This window comes from Paenibacillus sp. J45TS6 (assembly GCF_018403285.1).
Lineage (GTDB): Bacteria > Bacillota > Bacilli > Paenibacillales > Paenibacillaceae > Paenibacillus.
Window position 1 is genome coordinate 311572 of the sequence record NZ_BOSJ01000002.1, and the last position, 25702, is coordinate 337273.

24 protein-coding genes are annotated in these 25702 nt (G+C 40.0%); 1 reads left to right on the forward strand and 23 read right to left on the reverse strand.

The features are described 5' to 3' along the window. Positions 1 to 28 precede the first annotated feature (28 nt). The 10 genes from KJS58_RS04110 to KJS58_RS04155 form a co-directional block, all read right to left on the reverse strand. Positions 29 to 1159: a DNA cytosine methyltransferase gene (locus KJS58_RS04110; protein WP_213530693.1), complete on the reverse strand. Its 1131-nt coding sequence runs from the start codon at positions 1157 to 1159 to the stop codon at positions 29 to 31. Positions 1160 to 1302: 143 nt separating this feature from the next. Next, positions 1303 to 2265 (reverse strand): restriction endonuclease PLD domain-containing protein, encoded by a 963-nt coding sequence (locus tag KJS58_RS04115; protein WP_213530695.1) that lies wholly within the window; start codon positions 2263 to 2265, stop codon positions 1303 to 1305. A 26-nt stretch (positions 2266 to 2291) separates the two neighbouring features. Continuing rightward, entirely contained in the window at positions 2292 to 3209 is a 918-nt protein-coding gene (locus KJS58_RS04120; protein WP_213530698.1) for a PD-(D/E)XK motif protein, read from the reverse strand. Beyond that, a complete protein-coding gene (locus KJS58_RS04125; protein ID WP_249716882.1) occupies positions 3209 to 4582 on the reverse strand; it encodes a DNA cytosine methyltransferase in 1374 nt (457 codons plus the stop codon). The genes KJS58_RS04120 and KJS58_RS04125 overlap by 1 nt, the downstream gene beginning before the upstream one ends. Further along, positions 4566 to 5258, reverse strand: coding sequence for a DUF6339 family protein (locus KJS58_RS04130; protein WP_213530699.1), 693 nt, complete (start codon positions 5256 to 5258; stop codon positions 4566 to 4568). Before KJS58_RS04130 ends, KJS58_RS04125 begins: the two co-directional genes overlap by 17 nt. 14 nt (positions 5259 to 5272) lie before the next feature. Further along, the gene (locus KJS58_RS04135) at positions 5273 to 6217 is read right to left on the reverse strand and encodes a hypothetical protein (protein WP_213530701.1); all 945 of its coding nucleotides are present in this window, start codon (positions 6215 to 6217) and stop codon (positions 5273 to 5275) included. Next, complete coding sequence (locus tag KJS58_RS04140) at positions 6214 to 8322, reverse strand: hypothetical protein (protein WP_213530703.1); 2109 nt, start codon at positions 8320 to 8322, stop codon at positions 6214 to 6216. Before KJS58_RS04140 ends, KJS58_RS04135 begins: the two co-directional genes overlap by 4 nt. Further along, positions 8319 to 11123: a Z1 domain-containing protein gene (locus KJS58_RS04145; RefSeq protein ID WP_213530705.1), complete on the reverse strand. Its 2805-nt coding sequence runs from the start codon at positions 11121 to 11123 to the stop codon at positions 8319 to 8321. Before KJS58_RS04145 ends, KJS58_RS04140 begins: the two co-directional genes overlap by 4 nt. A 41-nt stretch (positions 11124 to 11164) precedes the next feature. Next, positions 11165 to 11539, reverse strand: a complete 375-nt coding sequence (locus KJS58_RS04150; RefSeq protein ID WP_213530707.1) for a hypothetical protein — start codon at positions 11537 to 11539, stop codon at positions 11165 to 11167. 254 nt (positions 11540 to 11793) lie between these two features. Beyond that, the gene (locus KJS58_RS04155) at positions 11794 to 12747 is read right to left on the reverse strand and encodes a helix-turn-helix transcriptional regulator (RefSeq protein WP_213530709.1); all 954 of its coding nucleotides are present in this window, start codon (positions 12745 to 12747) and stop codon (positions 11794 to 11796) included. Positions 12748 to 13152: 405 nt separating this feature from the next. On the opposite strand from KJS58_RS04155, the gene KJS58_RS04160 reads away from it, so the two are divergent. Further along, positions 13153 to 14507 (forward strand): IS3 family transposase gene (locus KJS58_RS04160; RefSeq protein WP_213530711.1). Its coding sequence is split into 2 segments (ribosomal slippage): positions 13153 to 13606 and positions 13606 to 14507, totalling 1356 coding nucleotides; the frame shifts between segments, so codons are not numbered across the junction. A 93-nt stretch (positions 14508 to 14600) separates the two neighbouring features. On the opposite strand, the gene KJS58_RS04165 is transcribed toward KJS58_RS04160, so the two are convergent. The 13 genes from KJS58_RS04165 to KJS58_RS04225 all read right to left on the reverse strand — a co-directional run bounded on the left by KJS58_RS04165 (position 14601) and on the right by KJS58_RS04225 (position 25484). Then, entirely contained in the window at positions 14601 to 16235 is a 1635-nt protein-coding gene (locus KJS58_RS04165) for an ABC-F family ATP-binding cassette domain-containing protein (protein WP_213530713.1), read from the reverse strand. Positions 16236 to 16326: 91 nt separating this feature from the next. Next, entirely contained in the window at positions 16327 to 16488 is a 162-nt protein-coding gene (locus tag KJS58_RS04170) for a hypothetical protein (protein WP_191802631.1), read from the reverse strand. 98 nt (positions 16489 to 16586) lie between these two features. Then, positions 16587 to 17585: a glycosyltransferase gene (locus KJS58_RS04175; protein ID WP_213530715.1), complete on the reverse strand. Its 999-nt coding sequence runs from the start codon at positions 17583 to 17585 to the stop codon at positions 16587 to 16589. 140 nt (positions 17586 to 17725) lie between these two features. Further along, positions 17726 to 17941 carry a cold-shock protein gene (locus KJS58_RS04180; RefSeq protein ID WP_213530717.1) on the reverse strand — a complete coding sequence of 72 codons (216 nt, stop codon included), beginning with the start codon at positions 17939 to 17941 and terminating at the stop codon, positions 17726 to 17728. A 121-nt stretch (positions 17942 to 18062) separates the two neighbouring features. Then, positions 18063 to 18266: a cold-shock protein gene (locus KJS58_RS04185; RefSeq protein WP_047912726.1), complete on the reverse strand. Its 204-nt coding sequence runs from the start codon at positions 18264 to 18266 to the stop codon at positions 18063 to 18065. A gap of 384 nt (positions 18267 to 18650) precedes the next feature. Then, entirely contained in the window at positions 18651 to 19166 is a 516-nt protein-coding gene (locus tag KJS58_RS04190) for a DUF2179 domain-containing protein (RefSeq protein WP_213530719.1), read from the reverse strand. A 189-nt stretch (positions 19167 to 19355) separates the two neighbouring features. Further along, the gene (locus KJS58_RS04195; protein ID WP_213530721.1) at positions 19356 to 19928 is read right to left on the reverse strand and encodes a PepSY domain-containing protein; all 573 of its coding nucleotides are present in this window, start codon (positions 19926 to 19928) and stop codon (positions 19356 to 19358) included. A 132-nt stretch (positions 19929 to 20060) separates the two neighbouring features. Next, positions 20061 to 20786, reverse strand: a complete 726-nt coding sequence (locus tag KJS58_RS04200; protein ID WP_213530723.1) for a PepSY domain-containing protein — start codon at positions 20784 to 20786, stop codon at positions 20061 to 20063. 99 nt (positions 20787 to 20885) lie between these two features. Continuing rightward, positions 20886 to 22250, reverse strand: coding sequence for a sensor histidine kinase (locus tag KJS58_RS04205; RefSeq protein ID WP_213530725.1), 1365 nt, complete (start codon positions 22248 to 22250; stop codon positions 20886 to 20888). After that, positions 22247 to 22966: a response regulator transcription factor gene (locus KJS58_RS04210; protein WP_213530727.1), complete on the reverse strand. Its 720-nt coding sequence runs from the start codon at positions 22964 to 22966 to the stop codon at positions 22247 to 22249. Before KJS58_RS04210 ends, KJS58_RS04205 begins: the two co-directional genes overlap by 4 nt. A 30-nt stretch (positions 22967 to 22996) precedes the next feature. Then, positions 22997 to 23641, reverse strand: coding sequence for an SDR family oxidoreductase (locus KJS58_RS04215; RefSeq protein ID WP_213530729.1), 645 nt, complete (start codon positions 23639 to 23641; stop codon positions 22997 to 22999). 185 nt (positions 23642 to 23826) lie between these two features. Continuing rightward, complete coding sequence (locus tag KJS58_RS04220) at positions 23827 to 25008, reverse strand: NAD(P)/FAD-dependent oxidoreductase (RefSeq protein WP_213530731.1); 1182 nt, start codon at positions 25006 to 25008, stop codon at positions 23827 to 23829. A 38-nt stretch (positions 25009 to 25046) separates the two neighbouring features. Further along, the gene (locus KJS58_RS04225; RefSeq protein ID WP_213530733.1) at positions 25047 to 25484 is read right to left on the reverse strand and encodes a DUF1641 domain-containing protein; all 438 of its coding nucleotides are present in this window, start codon (positions 25482 to 25484) and stop codon (positions 25047 to 25049) included. Positions 25485 to 25702 lie beyond the last annotated feature (218 nt).

Below are 25702 nucleotides of genomic sequence, written 5' to 3' on the forward strand. Positions count from 1 at the left end.
CTCACTTCTATTAAAGACTGTCCTACCATTAAATCAAGTAACCAACTGATTCTTCTTTAACTTTGTTTTTAGTAAATATAATGGAATCTTCCCTTTGATCAAAGGTCCATTTAGAATCTACATGCTCATATTCAATACCTGCAAAGGTTTTTAATATAGCTTCAACTATTACTTTTGCACCCATAGGAGGCACTGCCATGCCTATTTGTTTTCTAACTGCCTCTTTTCCGCCAAGGAATTCATAATTGTCAGGGAAAGTCTGCAACCGAGCACGTTCACGATTGGTTAATGCCCTTGGATAATTATAATGATACATATGTGTTCCGCCCCCGCCACTTCCAGTAACTGTATAAGCAGGTTTATTCGGATCTAAACGTTTATAAATTTGACTGATCTTTGTTTTTTTAACGTTTAATCTAAGATGTTCTGGTAAACCTTCATACCATGCATTTTCTCCCGGCGGAATAAAAGAAAGCATCTCAACCACTTTATTTTGGTGTTTGGTAAGCTCATTATTCAACGCATCCTTAGGAATAGGAGGATCCTCTAAAGCTTGTTTTGAAGTAATATAACTATCGACCCCATGTGTCGGTGCAGGAATCTTAAATTCGAGCCCTAAGTCTTTACGTATACCCACGATAATAATCCTCTGTCTTGCTTGAGGAACTCCATACTCGTGAAATTTATATAGATGAGGTGTAAGATTATAACCTGTTTGTTCTAAATCAGAAAGTATTTTAATAAATGTTTCTCCTTCATTTGCACTTTCTAAGCCCCCGACATTCTCAACAACAAACCAAAGAGGTTTATGAGCATTTAACACTTTAACGCCATAAGTATAAAGAGGTCCAAAATCACCATTAATCCCTTTTTTCTCTCCGACATTACTATAATCATTACAAGGAAATCCAAATGAAAAAGCGTCAATCTTAGGTAAGGATTCTATATCTATTAATCGCACATCTCCTTCTATTACAGAATCTGGATCGGATGGGCAAATATTATGTCTGAAAGTACGGCATGCATCAGGATCATAGTCATTAGCCCATTTATGCTGTACTCTAAAAACTTCACCGTCTGGTGCTATTACCTCTGCCATTTTGGCACCCAAGGATAATCCGCCAGGTCCGCAGAATAGTTCTCCTTTATTAAATATCATAAAAACAACTCCATATTAGATTGTTTGTGTGTCTCGATCATACACGAACTTAAGTTCTATTATACCTTAAGCTCTCCCATAAAGGGTCTATAAAGAAGAAAAATAAGGTCCATATACTGAACCTTATTTTTCATTTTTCTTTTTTAAATTTTCGATTTATGCGCTTGATTGGGAGTAAAGTCCATATAAAAGGCATCATCACTTATTTTATAAATAAGCAACTTATCTGTACCATACTGATCCAAGTGCTTTCTCTCAACTTTCTCACCTAGAGGAATGCCGAGTCTTTTTCTAAAGTATTTTCCTAGCAAGCTGTTGTCTTTAGTATGGATAGCTTTTCGGTTTTGCTGAGCTACAGTACACACAAATTGCTCTCCGTCATCAGTTATCAGCATAAATTCTATAGATAAATCGGGGAAAAAATCAGGCATTGATTTGTGCACATCACTAGAAATCGGTATATACGCTTGATTAGGTTCCCTGCCTTCTCTTTGCCCCCAATTCAACCCGCTTTTTTCTTGGACTTGCCCGTCTTTTTTCTGCGTTAAATAAAGTTCAACCCTTTGACAACTCTCTAACCTATTCCTCAAGGACCCTATATCAACAACTGTTGAGTTGCTTTCTGGTCTGTAATATAACATTTTTATTTGTGACATTATATCATGATCTCTAAAATCCTTTAGTGAATCTTCATCTGGAAAAATATGAGATATGCTGGATAATTCCGCTTTGGCCATGATTTCACGATAGTTTTTAAAACCATTCCAAGTCAAATTAGCTGTTCCTGTAAACACTAGATCATATTCCCCTGCAGAGTTCCTCCATAAAATCACATTGGCATGTAATGGCGGAAAAGAATTATAGTAACGGACACGAAGCCTGCCAGTATTTTCAGCCATTCTAATATATTCTTTGTGATCCCAAATATACGGAGGATATTTTGAAGCCATTCCAATAATTATATCAAGATTTAAATTCTCATATTTGTATAATAAATGATTAATAAAGGGAGCAGAAGCAAAGCCTGTTATTACCGTAGCGTAAGTTCTCCCTGCTTCGTACTGTTGTTGCAAGATTTGAGAGTATATATCAGGTTGTTTCGCCATGTTAATATCTCCTTTAGGCCTCCTGTTTATTCCATCCAACTTTCAAAATGCAAGCCATTTAAATCAACCGTATAACTAATATGAACAATTGAATCTGGGATTTTTGAGTTTATGAAAGAACGGGATGTAATAGCAGGAAAAGATTCATCAACAATATATTTTCTCATATCCAAAAGTTTATATTTTCTTTGCCTAATACTGCTGCCGTGTTCTAAACCAAGTTTAATTAGTGCACTGTTTAGTTCATCAGAACCTACTCCTTTAGAAACAAGCCGATAATACATGTCATCTATAGATATCCCCGATTCCGAAGGCTCAAATCGGCAAAATACAAGATTTAAATTGTGAGCATTATTATTCATTAATTGATATTGGCTGTTAATTGTAACCTCCGATGAATAACGAGAAATAGTAGATTTAACCTCATAGCTGCTTCCAGTTAATTCTAGATCGTGGGTTGCATTTTGGAGGGCTGACCACTTAGGATTTTGGCCCAAAAACAGAAGTTTCTCGTAGACAATCATCTCTCCCAATATACTATAAACTTCTTTATCCTGTATCGAATTCCCCAGGAGACTTCTCCAATTACTCCACCAACTTAAGGGATCATTTAATATCCTCTTTCTTTCTTCCCCTTTTTCCCCCGGATCTGCAAATTGAGCGCAGACAGACGCAAATTCTCGCCTCAGCTCTTCTACAGTAGATGTAAGTAAAAGCATAGGCACCTCTTTATTTCCTACATTCAGCACCCTAGACCATAGTTTTACATTGGAGAATTTCTCAACAATACATAAATCTTCATCTGTATGGGGAATTCCAACTCCATACCAGTCATCGTATTTAATAACCCAAGCCGAATATTCACTCGGCATTGATTCTAATTCTAAGGCCTTACCATATCCTATTTCAGCAAACTTACGTTTTATTTCTGATAAAATCTCCATTATAATACCGCCGCCTCTGGTTTTAGTACTCTTAAATTTTGTATCATTGTTTCCGCGATGGATCGTGATAACAAAGGCGGCACTGCATTTCCTATCTGTTTGAATGCATCTCCCATTGTACATTGAAATAAAAATCCATCAGGAAAAGATTGCAGTCGTGCAGCCTCTCTCACTGAAATCCCGCGCGGTTCCCACGGATGTAAATGGCTGTAAGTATCAGTACTTAGGTGAGCCACTAGTGTATGAGACGGTTTTTCTGGATGTAATTTTTTCCACTTTGAATGAAACTTATCTCTATCATATGGGGGAACTATCTGCTTTCTTAGTTCCTTATATTTTAAATAATCTTTTTCTTTATCAATTCCTTTAGCATAACATGCTTGTTCCAACATACTTTCTGCTATAAAAGAAGCATCTCTGTAATCATCTCCAGGCTTCATTCGTTCAAAAATAGGGAAATCTCTATCAGTTCTTCTATACGCATGTCCTGTAGTAGATTTTTGTTCCTTATTAAACCACGTTCTCATCAATTGCTGATATTGATTTTGAGCAGAGCTGCTATAATCTATTTTAATATTAAGTCTGTTTAAGTTGTACTTACTATCCGCAGTTGGAAATAAACTTGGGAGATCAGATAGAGCCTCTCTAACTGTAACCCAATTGGGTGCTGACAATCCCGATTTATTAGGCAACCTAAAATGTTTATTTTCAGAAAGTTTTTTAAATCTCAGTTGCCCCTGCGTACATTTTCCGTTAATCGGTTTATGCGTAGGCATAGGCAATTTAAGATCATGTTCAATATCACTCTTTATAGCAATTACAAATACTCGTTCACGAACCTGTGGAACACCGTAATCAGCAGCGTTTAAAATGGTCCAACATGCGTCATAGCCGCGTTCTTCTAAAATTTCGCATACGTGTTGAGGTACATTCAGTCCCCCGTAATCAACAGCCTCTAACACATTTTCCATCACAATCGCCTTTGCATCTAATTCAATAGCAAATCTCAAAAAATCTTGATAGAGATATCCTCTACGATCATTTGTGTGTTTCCTATCTTCACCAAGCGAACGTAATTTTGCTCTGCCAATAGCAGAATATGCTTGGCATGGCGGGCCGCCAATTACTATACACCCTTCATCCCCAATATCATCCTTAAATAATCCGGTCTCCAACTGTGTAATATCACCACAGATATGCTTACCTTCCAATCCATCCCTCCAATATAGATTATAAGAGGCTGTATTAACTGCTGCTTGAATCATCTCAACACCATGTTTGATTTCATACCCTGCTGATTTAAATCCTAATGCAAGCCCTCCACAACCAGAAAATAAATCTATAACTACCGGTAACTTATTTTTTGCTATCAAAATATAAAAACAACTCCTTGACGTACTCGGTTACCCCCCCTGCGGATAACGAAGGTTCAACAACTCTGGTTCTAGCAGTATTCAATTTCATAATTTTACGAAAGATATCTGAGCTTCTTTTACGCTTATCTACATCAAGCGTACTGTAGTGTCTCATTATTTGTCTATATAACTCGACTCTGTATCCAGATCGTCCTGATCGCTCAACTAACTGCACGATTTCATCTGTAGTGTTTCCTTCCAAAACCTCTATTGTAGATTTAATACTTCCCTGCCAAGATAAAAAGATATACCACCAAAGGGTTTTGAGCCATATTCTACGCGGCTCTTTCCAATACCTTGAAGGATTATCCCCCCATCTGACGTTTACCAAATCAGGAACTACACTAATAGATAAGAATCTCCATATTCCATCTTCAGAAGCTTGCCTTGCCGTAAATTGATATTTGTCAGTCAATAAACTGTATATTTTTATACCAAAATGTAAATCAAATAAATATACTTTATTTTGAATTTCATTTCGATCTATATTCAACAAGCTCAACGTATCATTAAATGCCTCCAAGAAATCATCTCTAAGTTGATTATATTGACCCTCGCATTCAATGCGCCGATTTATTAAATATGAATTTAACTGCTCTTCAGATGCAGACTTGTTTAATTTTTTCCAATTCACAAAATTACCCCCTTCTATATTCTCGTTTCAAGATCTTGCCGAATGGAAATGGCAAGATCTTCAGGGGAATTTACGTCCCATTCAAAAGTATTGAGGAAATAATGAACAGCCTGAGCAATACTGCCGGAATCAAAATTAACACCATTCTTAATTTCAGTCCAACTTTCACTTTCTCTAACTTTCTGAATGATAATCTGTACTGCAGTCGAAATTATCTCTATCAATAAAGGAGATTGTCCTATGTTTTCATTTGCTAGTTTCAATACCTTATAATTCTTATGTTTTTTATTTATGCAGATACGCACATTCTCTTCATCAAAAGCATCAGCCATGGGATCTGCCCAATCACACTCGACCCACCATAGCGGTCGAGATTTATGCTCGACTTCAACTATTGGGAAGATTGATCCGTTTCCATCAATTATAATAATATCGCTGTCTAATCGACCCAAAATCACTCCCGAAGTATCCGCTAAATGCTTCTCCTTCTCAGTCAGCTTCCCCGGGTCCTTAAGGTATAGAATCGTTTCTAAATGAATACTTCCTCTCAGCGAGCCTGCTTTAAATTCTGTTTCCAAGCTTAGTTCAACCTCATCGGATGAATTTCGAAAGGATCCGATATGGTTTATTCCTCTTTGATTCGAAGTCTTGGATGACCACATAACCGCTAAGCCAATCTCAGCATCTTTAGAAGCTACACCATTTTCACCAAATAAAAAATGGGGATTATTTATAAAATATTTTTTTTCAAGATATAAAGCATGTCGTTCAGGATCCCATTGTCCTCTTTGATCTATAATTTGATAACTATTGTTTTGTAGCTGTGCATCTGTTTCACATTCTAAAATATGATATTCATTTTCTTCTAGATAATAAAATTTATATCTGCTCGCTTCTACGGCAATTTTATTTTCCAACTCCTCGGTTATTACCGGAAATAAACTTAAAGCTGTACTCATGCTCCTGCTCCCTCATTTTCTTTCAGAACAAATCTGCCTTGTAATTTATTGTCACTGCTCGTGAAAATTAGTGACCCTGATAGTTGAGTTATTGAGGTATCATCAAGGTTAATTCTCACTCCAGATAGCACCTCGTGCTGACTTGTTCTGACAAAAGATATTTTTATATTATCCAATCCTTCGGACGATTGTCTTTCTTTAGAGATACTAAGTTGATTTATTTCCTTAGGCTTATTTGTTCCTTCCCAAATTTTATTTACTGAAAAATGCTTTATTTCAAGCGGAAACGGCCGGTCTAAATCAGACTCCCACCCATCTGGTTCGATGACTCCATTTTCCATAAGAATTTGAGCTTGAATTAAATACAACGTATCTGCTTTTTTACATTTCAACTCATAATCTACCTTTAATTGTCCATCTTCAAATGTTATTGGAGAAAATTTAATTCCTCTTACAGATCTGTTTCCATTTCCTCCGTTTTCTGTACTTTTTTTATTCTTAATACTAGCCTTGCTTCCAAAATTCTCAGGTGGAAGCAAGAGCTGTGCAAGTATTTTTCCAAGGCCGTTATTTTGTCTATAATTGTTTGCTTTTTCTTGATTTTCAGTATAGCGAACGGTTATATGCTTTCTAACATGTCTTTGAATCTTAGAAACTGTAAACGGATTGAAAGAATCTCCACTCCAATCAGACCATGAAGTATGGTCTGCTTTTTCGCTTTTGCGCAGGTACTCTTCTACAGTTAAAACTTCATTTACATTCTTGAATGTGTTCATAGAATTAGCAACAAATATTCCTATGATAAATTCATTAGCATCAGTTTTAGGAATGCCGTCAGTCCAAGGACCGGAAGTTACATACTCTACAATCATTCCTGGTTTTCTGACATACATAATTAATGGAGGGTTGCCTCCGTTTTCTTCAATATCTAATATATTTGCTTGGTAATATGGGCTGCAGTGGTTATTCGGAGGGAGCATCAATAAATTATCCTTAGATAATTTTACAAACGCAACATGACCTGCCGTACTATCACCACTAAAAATATTCCTCAATGAAATCTTTTCTACTGCTACTTCTGCATTTGCAAGAAAATCACACTTAGCATTACTTCCTATAGTAGAGATAGTTCTGTTATATAATGATTGAACTGTTTTAAAGAGCGGCAACATACTCTCCCTTTTAATTTCTTCTTGGTTGACAAATACTCTCATCCATTTCCCATACTCATATTTATCATTTGACAAACGCGGAGCATACCAGCGTTGAACTGCTACACGTATATATTCTTCAACAGACTTTGTCCACCAAGGTCTGTTGTTGAGTCCGTCTTTTCCAGTGTCAGAAGGAAATATACCATTCAGCAATGTTTCTTGATTGATATAAGGTATGATTATTGAAGTTCCTGTCTCATCTTCTGAATATGGTTCAGTATCAAAAATAGATAGTATTTTTCTAATCTCTTCTTCATTGGTAATCGGTATAGTAGTCGAAGGACTAGCTTCATCGCCCCACCAAGCGATACCTCTTTTTGGCTTTTCCTCTATAGAACCTAAAATAGAGTCATGATTCTTTTCATTCTCTACTAAACAAGCAGCTAATCGAGAAGCATAAGAACCATCATCATTTAAAATTCTTGTGTAATAAAACACAAGCCCGATACCAATTCTAAAATAAACCGTTTTGCCAAGACCCCAGGAGCCTCCTGCTCCCTCTTTATGCTGAGGAATACTAATTTCATAAATTAGTTTCAATAAGTTTCCAAAGTTATCGTCCTCAATATCTTTATAATTTAGCGGACCAGTAAGGCCTGTGGTTCCTGAATCTCGTATTTCCAGTAAAGAATACATCTTCTCAGGAAATCTACGATTAAGAGCAGATTCCGCTCCTTCCAATTCATGATTTAACTTGGCAGCTTCAAATTCATTTATTCTAAATGAAATATTTACTGGTTTGTTATTATGGGAAACAGATGCATCCAAGCTGTTCTGAATTGATTCTCTGACCAAGAGATCGAGCAGAGGCATATCATTGTTTTGAATTAAACGTAAGAGAGAGCTTCCTCTCTCTGACATTCTTGTATGTTTGGCAACTTCTACTTTCATTCTTCTTCTCCCCATGTGTTGTTAAGTTTAATAGTAAGGGCTTTTGCCTTCGGTTTACTGCCTTTACTACCCGGAATAATCACATTAATACCAATAATATCTTCGACTGCATTTAAATCAGCTCGATTTGAATCTTTTTGGCCAGTTCTTTTAGAATCGCGTGCTTTTGAGTTCTTATCTATTCTATAAATCAATAGTTGCGGCGTTTTATCTAAACCTGCATTTGCCCTTATCATAGATATATCAGAACTATTTGCAGTGTTTGCACTGCTATTAACATCATCCTCGGGGACATCCGCTAATAAATCTCTTGGTGCACGGAGAACCCCAATATTGATAATATTTTCATCTTGAATGTCGGTCTTTCGAGAACGATTAACTTTTCCTATCTCATGTTCACCGATCTTCCATATAGCAGATTTATCATCCGAAGGTTCAATACCAGCTGCGATAATATTCCAGTCATTAAGATTCTCTTCATCGCTCACTTTTTCTACCCATTCCACAAACGAAGACAGTGTTTCCGAGTTTAATACCCTGGTTCTTTCATGGAATCTAAATTCTTTAAATAAAGAGTTATTGATCTCATCAAATTTAATTCCCTTCCACACTACTGCAGAATTCTTCACAAATTTACTAGGTTGTTCTAATTTTTTTAAGAACTGTTCTGTTATTTGTACATTGTGTTCTAATATTTCCTTATTATTTTCAAAAATAAAAGTTTGAACATTGGTGCCGGTAAAATCCATCTCTATCTCTTGCATACTCTGCATTTTATTATTTGCAGTAATTCGCAGCCAAGACATATCGGGACTATTTAGTATTCTCGGACCATAATCTTTTGGTTCAACTCCAGCATGCATAAAACGATGTAAATCTGCTCTCAATTCATGCTCAATCACAGCCATCAGTTTAAACTTATTTAAAGTATCCTTAGTCATCCATAATCTAGGCAGCAGTTCATAACCTCTCCTATAACCAAACCATCTTCCCATCTGCATTAAAGTATCGGCCTGACAAGAAGATCTGAGAAAATAGGTACTTACTAATCCCTCTATAGTTAACCCGCGTGACAAAGTGCTGCCCCCTACAATTATGAAGGCCGGTGCGGGCTTTGGCTGCTCCTTACCTGGATCAGGATAAGCCAGTCTTACATGCATGCCTTCCTCATTCACACCGTTATTAGCACAATTATCCACACATAAATGTATTCCTTCATGATATTGAAGGTCGCTTTCATCATCTAATGAAATATGTGTTATATCGGTAAGTAAAGTTCGTATATTCATTAGGATATCATCAAAATTAGGATAGTTTCTTATTTCATTGATTCTCCCATAATTCGGGTAAGTAGCTTTAAATGAATCTATAGTGAATTTTCTTTTTTCTTTATCCCAAAGTTCTTTGCACATAGCTACAATATGTTCTTTATTATTTTTTATCCATTTTCTAACAGAATCAGAAACTAGTTTATGATGGTCTTGCTTCTGGCTGGTATGGATGAGCATACTGATCGGTTTTTTATGACCTAAGTATCTCATAGCAGCCGCAGAACATAAGAACCAGCATATTGCATCCTTCAATGATTGAGGTATTGTATCTGTATCCCCCTTGTGTAATCTCCTCAATTCTTCATAATCAATATCCGTTATTTCCCTTACAATATTTAATCCATCACAATCATCCGTGCCTTCAATCCCAAAAATCTGCTTAGCACCGAAGTACTCATTAGAAGGCTCAAGCATTCTAATAAAGTTCCTTGGATAGAGCGACTCAAGGGAAGATTCATTAAGGAAATTAGCATATGGGGTTGCAGTATAGCTGATATAATTCATTGACTTTACTCTTGGCTCAAACATTGTCCCCTTGTGAGTTTTTCCTTCAACTAGATTTACTATTAAACCGTTAATTTTTTTCCTTTCTTGTGTATGAATATCAGCAGTGTTCACGCTAGCTTGGTCAGCTTCATCATCTATCACAATAACTTTCAACTGTTTATACTTGTTTGGATCTTGTTGCATCCACTCTATCAAGTTCTTTAAACGACCTGAATTTTTCAAGCACACATTAAAATACCTTGGATTTGCACCTTGTTCTAATCTTAAATCTTGGATTCTGCTTCCCAGAGCACTTCTTTTAGAAAGGTGCTCTAAACCTATCCAATTTATGTTCCCCGGATGGTTTAAATCCCTTAGCAATCTTTCTTGCGTTTGTCTCCTTAAATTTTCTATCGTGCCGGAGAGCACAATAAACATATTCCATCCCCAGTCCGCGGCCATAGCCATAAGAGCAGCCATATTTGCCGTTTTCCCTGACTGTACGTGCCCCACAACCATTCCTTTAATAGGCTCAGATTGTGTTGTATCATTATTCAAACGTTTTAATATAGCTAGAGTAGCTTGTTCTATTTCGTTTATAGATTCTTTACTGAATTTAGACTGTTCCAAATGTCTTTTATACAACTGCCATGATGAATTGCGGTCAGCAGGAATTTTAACATTAGCATCAGCCCTGTCATCTACTAGTGCAGCTCCCTTCTCAATTACAAAAACATTCTGACTCCTTTCTTCAGCTTCCTTCTCTGATTTAACAATTTCAAACCATAGTCTCGTTGTTAGACTCGATGGCCAATAGCTGTCAAAAATCTGATTTTGTAAAAACTGTTCCAAACCATTTTCATCTTTTCGTCTGCATAACTTTATCTCTTCCCAGTTTAATTTCTTTTCCCTTGAATTTTTTATCCACTCTCTGCAAATGTCATATTCCGGCGTTGTAATATCTACAATATCAGTGGCATTCATTATTTTTTCCTCCTAAGGTTATTGATATAGCTTTTCAATTTTCATATTCTATTAAAAATAATCTCATCATCTAGATTAATTATTACCTGAATAATGTCTCCGGGTTTTGCCGATATTTCTTCAAACCACCAGCCAAACAATTTTAAATTACGATATCCTTGGAATTGCTTAGCATACCTTAAGTTTTCTCCAGCAGATCCAGAAGCTTTAATGAGTGTGTTAAAAAATCCATCTGCTGTTCTGCCTCTATATATACTCCCGGATAAGATATTGTTTTTTCGCGCTTCTGAAAGAGGAATAGGAATATATGCCTCGTAAACACTTCTTTGATTATGACTCCTAGATGAACCTAAAGTGCCCCAGTTAATATGTGCTCTTTTAAGAGTTACTTCGAAAACAGAGGTTGAAGATTTCATTAGAACCCTCCTGGAATTTGTTTAATGTAAAAAAATACTCTGTTAATAAGTGATTTATCTTATTAGTCAGCTACAATTCCTTGAAAATAACTTATATCAACTTGATTCATAATTCTCGTAAGTTCCCAAACACTCTATCTCTATCACTAGGACATATAATAGGTATCCAGTAATATAGAAACTATTTTCAATACTAAAATAGAAGTTAGAAGGTATTATTTTGATAAAACTAGAGTTAGGTATAGACTTTTTCTTTAACAATCATACAACCTGCTCCATCTCTCCAACCTTTCCCTTATAACTTCACGATAACTCACCGGCTCTAGGATCTCGGCATCCGGCCCATACTGACTAAGCCAGTTTAGAAACTCCCGATCGTGATTTAGCGTCACTTCAAATAATAAACTTCCATCATTTAAGTCCCTCATCTTCGGACTGACAAACAGCTCCTCTTCCTTTATGTATCTCGCTACATCAGCCGAGAACTTCACCTTGAAGTGAATCTGCTGTTCTCCCCGCTCAATGGACCATGTGTTCTTCATATAATCCTTCAAATTAAAATCTCTGCGGTTAAAATGGTGATCCGTAATATCCATGGTCCGGAAACGGCTAAGACGAAAAGTGCGAATCTCTCCTGCCTGATGACAATAACCTATTAAATAGAATCTCTGATCTCGCGGAATCAAATAGTACGGAGCAATTTCTCGTTCTGTTAATTCGTTCCGGCTCTGTGTATGATACTGAACACGTATTACTCTCTCTTTTAAAATAGCCTGGATCACCAGCAGTAAATTATTCGGAGACTCTTCCTTATATGCCGGCGACCCCATCTGGATAATATCCGTAACATGTTGAAGCAACTCTTTATCTTTTCGTTTCTTTCTATAGTGGGAAGACATAACTTTGTCATAAGCACTGTCGAATCCAGGCGGCATGTTCGTCTGATCTATAAAAGAAGGAAGCATAGTAAATACCAACTGTTCTTCTTCCGTCCAGTTAAAAGGAAACATTGCAAAGTTCCCTTCAAACGCATAACCCTTTCCATATCCTTGATTAGCAATAGGGACAAGGGTATCAAGAGCTCTCAAATCTCGGTAGATCGTCCTTACATCAGACTCGCACTTGTCAGCAAGCTCGGGAGCAGTTATGCCAGGTCTTGCTTGAATAGCATGAATAATCTTAAACCAGCGAAAAAATTTATCAGACATAGATCTTTTCTCCTACAAAGTGTAATAATTCAACATGCTTATTAACTCACGATATATTTTTATGCAATACGAAAGAACTACTACCATTATATAGAATAAATTAGTTTTGTGTCTTATAAATTTGCAATAATATGAAAGATTACATCAAATATTAAAGAAAAATCATGGATTATCCCTCCACTACCTTCGTTTTTACGTAATTTTTTAGTTTTTTTGGGACACTTGTTGAAATTATTATCTCACATTAAATAAGCAGCCTATTGTCAGCAAACATTTGTTCTTGTTAAAATTATTTTTCATTTGTTCTTCTTTGACCTTTGGACGAGTTTTCAATAAAAAACCCGCCCTTTATGAACTGCACCCCAAATGTTAGACATCAACTAACATTGGAGGTGCAGTTTTTATATGGCTAAGTTTAGTTCAGATGAAAAATTACAAGCAGTTATGCGTTATCAAAATGGATCCGAAGGTATAAAAACAATTGCGAGATCTATAGGGATCCATCATTCTGTTTTATTAAATTGGATTAAACAATATGAGCACCATGGTGAAGAGGTTTTTAAAAAGCGCTATACACCGTATTTCTTACAGGATAAACTAGACGTACTTAATTATATGAACGAATTCGGGACGTCTGCTAGAGAAACGGCAGCAATATTTAATATTGCGAGTCATAGTACCATTTTAAGCTGGCAAGAGAGCTTAGAATTACATGGAATAGACGCCCTAAGACCAAAGAAAAAGGGGCGTACATCCGTGAAAAAAGAATCGATCAAACAAAAGAACCAACCGTTAGTAGAAGGGTCTGTAGAGGCCTTACAGGCAGAAGTGGAACGTTTACGAATGGAAAATGAGTATTTAAAAAAGTTAAATGCCTTAGTTCAAAACAAGAAAAAATCACCAAGGAAGACAAAGTAAAGGTCATCTATGAATTAAGGCATAAATACTCGGTGAAGGCGCTTGTGGCATTCGCTGCTATTCCACGAAGCACGTATTACGATGTAGTGAAGAAGCTAGATCGTCCAGATCCAGACGCTGATTTGAAGGCTGAAATCAAAGCAATTTACGAGGAACATGAAGGTCGATATGGCTATCGTCGCATTCGTGATGAACTAGCCAATCGTGGGCAAAAAGTGAATCATAAGAAAGTGCAGCGTATCATGAAAGAATTAGGGTTAAAAAGCGTAGTTCGCATGAAAAAATATAAGTCGTACAAAGGAACGGTGGGCAAAATTGCACTAAATATTCTAAACCGTAACTTTACGGCTGAAGCTCCGAGCGAAAAATGGGTTACGGATATTACAGAATTTAAATTATTCGGTGAGAAGCTCTATTTATCACCTGTATTAGACTTGTTTAACGGTGAAATCATTTCCTACACAATTGGCTCTAGACCAACGTATTCCCTTGTTTCTGAGATGCTAGAACAAGCATTAGAATGTTTACCCGAAGATCACAAGTTAATATTGCATTCAGATCAAGGCTGGCATTATCAAATGAAACCATATCGCGAAGCTCTTCGAAAGAAAGGGATCACACAAAGTATGTCGCGTAAAGGTAACTGCTATGATAACTCAGTAATGGAGAATTTCTTTGGGATTATAAAGTCGGAACTCCTTTACTTAAAGGAATTTGAGAGTGTAGAACATTTTAAATTAGAACTAGAGAAATATATGAACTACTACAACACAAAACGATTGAAGGCAAAATTAAAAACGAGTCCGGTGCAGTACCGAACTCGTTTTACCCAAGCTGCCTAATGAAATAACCGTGTCTAACATTTAGGGGTCACTTCATTACGGGCGGGAGCATTCTACTCTCTCTTCTTCTAATCTACATCCTCAAACTCTTACCTACTGCTCACTTCGCTTCACCACATAATCATCATAGTTCCCCAGGTAAGCACTCAGCTTCCCTGAATCCAGGGACCATACTTTCCCCGCAATGCGATTAATAAAATACCGATCGTGTGAGATCGCAAGTATGGTGCCTTTGTATTCGTCCAACGCTTCTTCGAGTGCTTCACGAGAAGTAATATCCAGATGATTGGTCGGCTCATCGAGCAGAAGTACATTTGGTTTCTTGTTCACAAGAACAGCTAGACGAAGCCTTGACCACTCACCGCCGGATAACTTGCCGATCTCCCGGAATACCTGCGGTCCATAGAACATATACCTCGCGAGCACCGACCTAGCCTCTCCTTCTTCCATGGGAGCATGCTCACGGAAATAGGCGAGTACAGTTTGTTTCGGTGTCTTGATCTCTTCCTGTTGCGCGAGATAGCCAACGCTAACTCCCGCACCCCATTCCATATATCCTGCATCTGCGACCTCTTGATCTAACAGCAACTTGAAAAAGGTAGTCTTACCAGATCCATTTGCGCCAAGCAGCGCAATCTTATCCTGATAAGCCATCATTCCTTCTACTGCATCTAAGATGTTCTTATCTCCATAATGCTTGGTGAGTGCTTCAAATAGGAGCACGATCTGACCAGAACGCTGATCCGGTTTAAGTGCAAATTCGGCTTGTTTCTGTACAAGTTTCGGTTTCTTCATCTGCTCCATGCGAGCAAGCGCTTTGCGAATAGAGGCGGCACGCCGGAAGAACTTTTCGTTCCCGCCGACTCTTCCCCACTCTTCGAGCTGACGAATCGTCTCTTTCATCTTCTTGATTCTCTTCTGTTGTTCTTGGTATTCGGCAAACTGGTGCATGAGCCGTTCTTCTTTTGCTATGACATAACGGGAATACGTTCCCGGATAAGAGAATGCTTCTCCATCTTCTAACTCGATGATCTGACTTACAACACGGTCCAGAAAATAACGATCATGCGACGCAAGAATACATGCACCAGGATAGTTTCGCAAAAACTGCTCCAGCCACTCTACACCGGAGAGATCCAGGTGATTCGTTGGTTCATCTAATAGCAGCAGATCAGGCTTTCGGATAAGCTGTGAAGCAAGCGCAATCCTTGTCTTCTCCCCACCTGACAGGGTGCTGAAATTTCTAACATACATCGCTTTATCTATCTGCAGACCGGTTGCTACCATGTCGATGCTGGCATCCATCTCATAGCCGCCTTCTCGCTCATACTCTTCCTGGAAAACTGCATAACGATGCAGCAGCTTGGCTAGGAAATCCTCATCCGCGGCTGCTTCGAAGCTTCCCATTTGCTGTTCTAACCGCGTCATTTTCTGCCGCAGCAGCAGCAAATCCTCGAATCCATGAGCCAGCACCTCATGTACTGTCTTCTGCTCAAATTCCGCGGGAATCTGTGGCAAGTATCCGACTCTTACCTCTTTCTTCACCGCAAGCATGCCTGCATCCGGTTTATCCATCTTGGAGATCAAGGACAGTAAAGTAGACTTTCCGCTCCCGTTCACGCCAATAAGCCCTACTTTTTCTCCTTCTTTTACTTCAAAAGTTACATTATCCAGCACGAGGTTTGCCCCGTGATATTTTTTTAAGTTTTGTCCGTTTACGATGATCATTATTTGTATCCTCCTGAGTAGGAAGATGCATCTCACCACACAAAAAAGAGCCGCGGGAACAAGCCCGCGACCCTTCATTCGGAAATAAGTACTACAATCCGCTTGAGGTTAAGGTAGGCATCTTCTCGAAATGGTTAATCTTATCTAGTGCAAAATGGACAGACTTCTCCCGTGATAAGAAACCTCTGAAGAAAATGCCAGACAGTACCATCGGCAGCTGGCTCAAGCGGCTGTTCACCATTTCAATATTCACCTACCTCACCTCCTTTTCTAAAAGTTATGGTTAACTATATCACATAAACCTGAGCTATAACACCTGGCATGCGCCAAGAAAATAACTATAACTATTTATTACCGAAGCCATGATTCAAAAAAGGCCCGATATCCATCCTTCATCACGGTTCTCGAAAAAGCACCAAACGCATACTCCCTGTTATCTTCTGATACTTTGCGAGGTGCGGCGGCTGCCATATTAAGCAGTTCAAAAAAGTTGCGTTCATTCCCGCCAAACGTATGGGTCGAACTGATATGTCCATAGCAAGGATGCTCGGGCTTTACGACCATTTTTCCCATCGCCATCGCTTCGGTCAGCGGCATCGCAAACGTATCAAAACGTGAGGAACTCCAGTATACCTTGGAAGAATTCATCAGCTGGAATACTTCATCCTGGCTAAGTGCAAACTTCAGTTTCACGTTACTTGGAATATCGTACTTCTTCATGCTTTCTTTGTAGCGCTCCCCGCCGAATACCATATAGACTTCTTTATCCGGATTCTGATGCGCATATTCAATAACCAGATCAGGGCGGCGGTTGGCTTCATCCCGTCCGATCCACATAATCCGGTTGTCGACGACAGCAGAAGGATCATAATGTTTATGGGCTAGTCCTTCATCAAAACCAATGGGAATCACCGTCACATCATGAACTCCATACTGAGCCGCCATCTCCCTTTTCAGGAAATCAGTCTGCACAATCGCTTTGTCCACGATCTGGTAGAAAGGCTTCATCATCTCATACCCTGTGAGGGCAGGATCAGGAAAGCTGTGCGGAAACAGCACGCTGTTCTTCAGAAACATTTTCAGATAGGTAAAACCAGAAACTGTATAGATGACATGGTCGATATCCTGTGAATAGATCTGATCGAGAACGATATCATAGTTGACGAGGTCGCCTTTTTCATGTTCATATCCCGGAACCCAGTCATAACCGCTCACATGGCGCTCTGGTGAGATGAATACAATCTCTACACCGAGCTCTTCCCCAATGGCTTTCAGCCGGTCTGCAAAAACTCGGGGTCCTTGCGCCTCCGTAAACTGAATTTTACGCATCACGAGTCCTACTTTATCCATCAACGTATCCTCCTTTTTTCCATAGCACAAAAAAACCGCCATATGGGAAGGAGAATCCTCGCCGTATCGCGGTACACTTACAGAGTTTTGCTATTTTTACAAACACTTACTTATGCAAAAACGATTATGGTACTAACTCGTTACCCTTTTCTCATTGCTTTCAAATCATTTGCTGCGTTGGATAACACGGGCAACATTCTCATTTCCCGTTCCATCGGTGAGGAACATAAACTGCATTGTGGCTCGCTTTCGAATGCGAAATCATCACGCATCCAACCTTTGCAGTCGTCATTGGTACAAGACCAGACCTTCGTGTTCTCCTCGGGGATTTCCTCTGATACTTGACGTCTGTACATGAATACTTCCCCCCTATCTACAGAATAGACGAATTCGATCGCATACTCCGTATCGCTTTTTTTTGGAATGAAAACAAGAACTGCCTTCAACTTGTCAGTCAAAGGCAGCTTGCAGGTCGGATTAGTATACTTTTACTACGTTCTCTGCTTGTGGTCCGCGGTTACCTTCTACCACGTTGAATTCAACGCGTTGTCCTTCGTCGAGGGTTTTGAAACCTTCGCCTGTGATTGCGCTGAAATGTACGAAAACGTCGCTTCCGCCTTCAACTTCGATGAAACCGAAGCCTTTTTCTGCGTTAAACCATTTAACTGTACCTGTTTGCATTTGGTCATTCTCCTTTACACTTATATTAATATGGTTATTTTCTTTGAAAAAAATTCACATATTGGAAAAAGTGTCATTTTCGGAATGAGTCTCTTTCCAAAATGTGAATTACATGACAGAACTAATAATAGCATATTTACCAAATCAACGCAAGAGATCGGAGCATAAAAATGGTTTTATTTGACATGTATGTATAGACATAAGACCACCCCTGCTACTCATCTTCGCTTCTCCATTATTTCCACAAAAATAGGAGGTTCATACCATTTCGGTATATAATATCGCCATTTTAATGCCATGGATATCCTTTTTTTTCAAATCATTTTGTTACTATATGCGCAAAGATAAGAAGCATACCGACCGGCATGCCCCTGCTTATTCGTGCTATCTTTTGATCGAACGAGTCCAAAATCCACCATGGAATTGTTTGGGTTCTACGGTAATGATAAAGGCTTTTGGATCAAGTTCTAAGATCGTCTCATACAGTTTTTTCTGGTTTTTACGTTTTGCCAGTATTTCCATTACCAGCCGATCTCCATCTCGGCCATTGCCAAGCCAAGACGTTACGCCATATCCTTTTTCCCGAAGCGTTGTCACAATCGTACCGCGGGCCTGATCGCATATTACCTTGACCGTTATGTAGCCAAGCGCGATTTTTTCTTCAATCCAAGCACCAATCAGAATGCCTAGACCATAACCAAGTGCATATACAACAAGAGCTGAGATCTGGTCTAAGTAGCTGAGCACCAAATTCAGTCCGAGTACATAGATCACAATTTCAACCATACTTATCAAGGCTGCGATGTACTTTTGACCCTTTAATGTCAGAATCATGCGTAAGGTATACGCCGAGACATAAACAATCTGGATGGCAAATATAAAAAGTAGCGTTTGAGCCATGGCTAACACCCTCCTAACTGCAGAACTTTCCGCATAACAACACCATACCATCCAAAATACCACATCTTTGTTCTCATGAAACCCCTTTTTATCGAAAAAGTTGCTTATAAGGTCATTAGCATAACAAAGAGCACCTGTCATTACGGGCAGGTGCTCTTCGTATTCTTTTCACATGAATGCTATATGAATTTAGTCGTCCTCACGGTCGATATCTACAGATAAGATGTCTCCTGTATTTGCATCAATTGTAACTTCGGCTTCGTATTTATTATTTACAAGTTCGATCTCATATTCATAACGACCATCATCAAGGTCAAGCTCTGTACTAATTACTTTACTGTTATCAAGTTGTTTTAACGCAATTTGTGTTGCTTGTTCAAGTGAAACTTTTACAACTGCCTCCGAAGCAGGAACTTCAAAGTCAAGGTCTTTAGATACGTTAAGCACTTTCCCTGTATAAGCATCGATCAGCACCGTAGCATCGGCCTTAGCTGACTCGATCTCTACCTCGTAGTATACTTTTCCGTTCTCTTTCTCTAAATCAATATCATCAATGGTACCTTGTACCTCTTTAAGTGCTGCCTCTTTTGCCTGCTCCACAGTGATCATCTTGCTTGTTGTTGAAGTGGATGTGGATGTTGGTGCAGAGGATAGTTGACTAGCCTCTACCGTTGATTCTCCACCTGTATACGCTGCTGCTCCACCAATTAAGAGTGCCGCACTCAGAACTCCACCCGCTAAAATACGTTTATGTTTCTTCATATCTCATCGACTCCTCTTCTTATTTGTTCTTTCGTCTCACTTGCTTACAAATACATCTTACCTCTGCCAAATGAGAGTAAAGAAAGAGTTAGATTAGAATTCGATGAGAAAAGAAGAAGAGCTTCTTAAGAATTAGTCATCCCAGGTCACCGATTGAACTTTTCCTGTGATCGCATGAATTTGAATAACGGCTTCTTTATCATCATCCGTCTCGATTTCAACTAAATAATAAGGATGGTTTGTGTCTTCCCCTCGGAGTTCGGTATCATCTACTTCACCTGCTACTTCTGACATCGCAATTTTCTCTACTTCTTCTTCGGCTAGAAATTTTTGATTCTCTTCTTCCTCGTCCTCTTCGTCATCTTCTTGATCGATGGTAATCGTTTGTCTTGATAACACTTCTCCCGTATAAGGATCTATCTCAAATAAAGTACGCTCTGTATCCGTCTTTACTTTGGCTTTGTAGATATCTTGATCTTCCTTCGTAATCAGCTCTAGGAAGAGCAGTTTGCCTCCTGTTTCACTCAGCAACTTCTCTTTCACTGTATCCCGGCTAAGAATGGCTTGTTCTTTCGCACCTGACTTACTGATCTGCTGAATAGACATAATACTTCCATCGCTGCTATCCACGGTAAATTCATAGGTGCCTGTATCCGTACTTATTCGCAAATGATATTCACCATTCTCCAGTGTACTCTTCTCCACCGTACCTGGATATTGGCTTATCACCGTCTCTTCCACTGCCTCGGCGGACAGAACCGAATCCGCATGATTCCATGGCTGAACAAACAAGAGAACAAGTCCGACCAGCACAGCTGCTCCGGCTCCCGCATATCCTAGTTTTTTCTTTATATTCATTATAAAAAACTCCTTCCTGTTTACACTTCACACCTGTCACCAGTATAACTCTTAACTATGAGAATTCTCTGAGAAAAGCAAATCATCTTGCCTTTCTACTTAGGCAAGATGATGAACTGGAAACTGTATATATGCAGTGGTGCCTTTACCATAGGTACTTTCCAAACGAATTTTCGCCTTAATCTGCGCAGCAATCTCACTCGCAAGTGCCAAACCAAGACCTGTTCCGCCCTGTTTACGCGATCTTGCTTGATCCACCCGGTAGAAACGGTCAAACACTTTGGGAAGTTCATCAGCAGGAATCCCCGGCCCATAATCTGTTACGCTTATGGTAACGTAACTGGCGTCAGGCTGAACACGGATAAGGATGGAGTCCTCGCTATATTTTCTGGCATTATCCAGTAAAATAACGAGCAGCTGCTTCGCCTTGTTGATATCAGTAGAAGCAAAGCAAGGTTCAGATGAGGGAGTTTCGACCTCAATTTCCCTCTGATACGCTGTCCCGTAGGAACGGGCCATATCAGTCACCATACCGGCTAGATCGTGTTTCTCTAACGTGATGCTTCCGGACTCCGTCTGTCTAGCCATCATGAGCAGCTGTTCCGTCATCTCTCGCATTCGGATGGCTTCCGAGTGAATGGCTTCAACGGATTCTTCAAAAAGGTCTGGACGCGACATCCCTCTCCTTTTCAAAAGACTGGCATAGCTCTCAATCACCGTCAGCGGTGTCTTGAGTTCATGAGAAGCATTCGAGACAAACTGCTCCTGTTTCTCATAATTTCGCTCAAGTCTGCCCATCATTCGGTTAAAAGTCTCGCCCATTTCGTATAACTCGTCTTTGGATTGGTTCTGCAAATCAAGGGTCTTGAATCCGCCGCCGTCCTCAATGATCCGCATCGTCTGCGTCATACTTGATATCGGCCGAATAATAATACTTCCAAGCAGCCGGCTTGAAGCAAGTACAGCCAGCAGCGCGACCAGGGACACGGAAATCAAGACAACCTGGAGCACCTTCAGATTGTTATCTACACTTGCAAGACTTTCTGTCACCTGAAGGTTCACTACTTCTCCATCGGCCCATATGACGGGCATGGATACAAAAACATAACGTACACCGTCTATTTTTAACACTTCGGTATGTTTATTAGGATAAAAAGCAGGGTTAATCTGAGCAAGACGCCGTTCTGAGAGCGAAGTAACCGCAGGTGGGTTATCGCCTGTCATTCTCACCATCCTAAGCATCCCTTCTGCTGGAACAAAAGAACGCAGTAAATCATCCGGAGCTACGATATCAGCTGCATTACGCACACCTGTTGAGATCGAATTCGCTTCTGCTTCTGCCCTTTTCATCTGGGTATCTGTCGACATTCGGTCAAACATGAAATAGATAAATCCATTAATCAGCAACAGCAAGACAATAAAAAGTACCGAAGTATATACATAGATGGTTGTACGCAGCTTCATGTCTCGGTCCTGAGAACGTAACCTACACCGCGAACCGTATGGATCAGCGGAGAGCGTCCATGATCTATTTTCTTACGAAGATATCTGATATAAACATCGACCACATTGGTGTCACCCATGTAATCATACCCCCATACCGCCTCGAGAATCTGCTCCCGGTTCAGGACTTGCCGCTGATTACGAAGTAAATAAACCAGCAGATCAAACTCCCGTGGAGTAAGCTCTATTCCATCTTCGGCTCGCAGTACCTCTCTTGTTTTTTCATTCATCTTCAGGTCACCGGCAGACAGCCATACTTCCTGTTTCTGATTTTGTTCTTCTGTTCCCGTCATACTCGATTTCTGAACTTTACTATGTAAACGGAGGGCGGCACGAATCCGGGCAAGCAGCTCTTCAATCTGAAAAGGTTTGGTGACATAATCTGTCGCCCCGAGATCAAGGCCAGAGACCTTATCTTCTACGGAGCCCTTAGCCGTCAGCAAAATGACAGGGATATGTTCATCATGACTGCGTATGCGCCGCAAGACTTCAATCCCGCTAAGACCCGGTAACATGATATCAAGTAATACCAGATCAAAATCACCATTTTGAAAAGCTTCCAGCCCTTCCGTACCGCTCATTGCCTTGGAGACCTCATAATCTTCATACTCCAGTTCAATTTCTAACACCCTAGCAATCTTCTCTTCATCTTCGACTATGAGAATGGATGGTTTCATAGCTCCTCCTCCGCTTTATTCAAAGCAATGTTATATATTTTGCACAATTTCCTGAATTGAATGCTCTCCAGATACAAGAGGAATCGCTTTTCTATAAGTATTCTCTGCATTTAGTACCGCTACAATAACAGATGCGACATCTTCACGCGGAATGCTTGTCTCTCCATGCTCGGTATCCGTTGTTATTTTACCACGACCCGGCTCATTCAACAGCCCGCCCGGACGCAAAATCGTATATTGCAGAGATGATTGTTCGAGCTGTTTATCTGCATAATGTTTGGCTGCATAATATGGTTTAATTTGATCAGACCAGCGTGTCCGATCTTCTGCATGCAGAGCACTTACCATAATATATCTCGAAATTCCTGCCTGCTCCGCAGCTTCCATCGTTTTAACAGCTCCATCGAGGTCAATAAGCAGTGTCTTATCTAAACCTGTGCTTCCGCCTGAACCTGCCGTAAACACAATCGCATCGCTGCCCTTCATCGCAAGTGCAAGTTCCTCTACAGTTCCTTCTAAATCCGCAAGTACAGGTTCTACACCCGCCTTATCAAAGGCATCTGCCTGCTCCTGTTTACGAACCATGGCTCTTACCGTATGCTCTTTGTCATCCTTAAGCTGTGAGATAACCTGTTTCCCGATCTGTCCGTTTGCCCCAATTACTAAAACATTCATGATTCATTTCTCCCTTCAAATTGGAATTTATTCATCCATTCTCTCCCTTCATTTACCCTTCAGGCACGATATATAACAAGTCTGCTCCTGATGTAGTGCAGGGTGCCAGTTCCTGATCAGATGAAAAAAAGAAGACAGACAACCCATGATGGGCGTCTGCCTTCCTATTCTTCTATCGAAATAGATTAGTACGCAAGAGCGAACAAACCATCGATATGTTTTAGATAACGGATGTTACTTGCTTCTTTCATAAGCGTTGCAGGCAAGCCTTTCAGGCGAGTTTGGCTTCCGCCAAGCATAGCGATGGCATCTTTACGTCCCAAGCTTCCCAGTGTACCGGAGAAGACTGGCGTGAAGACTTCAAGGTCGCCGCCTTTGATTGTTGCAGCAAGGTTATGTCCAATGGTTTCACCCATTTGCCAAGCAAGCTGAGCTGTTGGAGGATAAGGACGAGCACCTTCGCTAGGAATGACAACTGCACTGTCGCCCGCGATGAATACATTCTCGTGGGAAGTAGAGTGTAGTGTTTCTTTTACGGTTGCACGGCCACGGTTTACTTCGATACCACAGTTAGCTACAACTGCGTTACCTTGTACGCCGCCTGTCCAGATCAGTGTGCTGGTTTCGATGGAGCTTCCATCTTTCAGCATTACTGTGTGTTGCTGCATTTCTGTGATTGCCACACCAACGATGAATTTCACACCGCGTTTTTCAAGACTTGTTTGAGCACGCTCAACAAGCTCTGGCGGGAATCCTGCAAGAATAGAAGGACCTGCTTCTACGTTGTAGAGCTGTACTTCCTCACGTTTGATCCCTTTTTGTTTACATACATGATCCAGAATGTCAGCATATTCACCAACAAGCTCGATACCCGTCAAACCGCCGCCGCCGACAACAATCGTTGCGTCTGCTTTGTTTCCGGTTTTTTTGTAATTATCCAGGCAAGCTTCCACGTGTGCACGGATTTTGTTAGCATCGTTTACGGATTTCAGAGTAAAGCTGTACTCTTGAAGTCCTGGGATACCGAAGAATGCTGTTTCACTACCAAGAGCAACTACGAGATAGTCATAGCTGTAGATCGTTCCGCTTTGCATTACAACTTTGTTCTCGTCTGGTTTGATCTCGGAAACTGTGTCAATTTTCAGGTTAACTTCTTTACCGCGAAGAAGTTTCTCCAGTGGAAGTGCAACAGCTTTCTCAGCGATGGAACCTGCTGCAAGACGGTGTAATTCAGTAATAATTTGGTGAGTTGGGAAGCGGTTCACAACTGTAATTGTTGCTTCTTCAGCGGACAAATACTCACGCGCTGACAGCGCGCTCAGCAAGCCGCCGTAGCCTCCGCCCAGAATCAAAATTTGCTTCGACATATCCATCCTCCGTTCTTACTTTCGTATCAATAACTTTTTTAGTCTTGTTTTTGCCCTTGACGCTCGTTAAGCACATTCAGGAATGCTTGAGCAAAACGAAGAGATTGCTGTACGTTAGGATCTTTCAACATTTTGAGCATACCGAAAAGACCAACAGAAGACTGTTCCGCTTGAGCACGGTCTCCAGCTTCGATAGCCGCGGATGCTACACCTTTTGCTTTTTCTACTACAGGCGTTGTAAACTCTCCAAGAGCGACTTTCATGTCGTTAACGAAGACTTTATCTGTTGCCAAGCCTTGAGCGAAATCATAAGCTTTTGTCATAGCAGTTACCATTTCAGCCAGTTTAGGCAGATTCTCCACAAGAACAATAAGAGAGTCTTGAACCTCCGGCTTCATCAATTGATCAAGTACATCCTGATTTTGTGCAGGAGCTGCACCGTTTACTGGTACCTCTTGTTGAGTCGGTTGTGACATAAGAGAACGTCCTCCTTTACTTTGGGTTAAAAAGCCCGCTTGCTTGACCCTACCTGATAATCAAATGAACGACCCGTGAGTGCACATTGAATTGTAATGTAACAATTTTCACACATTAGAAAAAGCCGCGGCCTTTCAAGCGGCACAGGCAGCTTTAGCATACACATGTGATGTACTTCATGGATCTTTTGCAAAAATGAATAGTTGTTTATTCCATC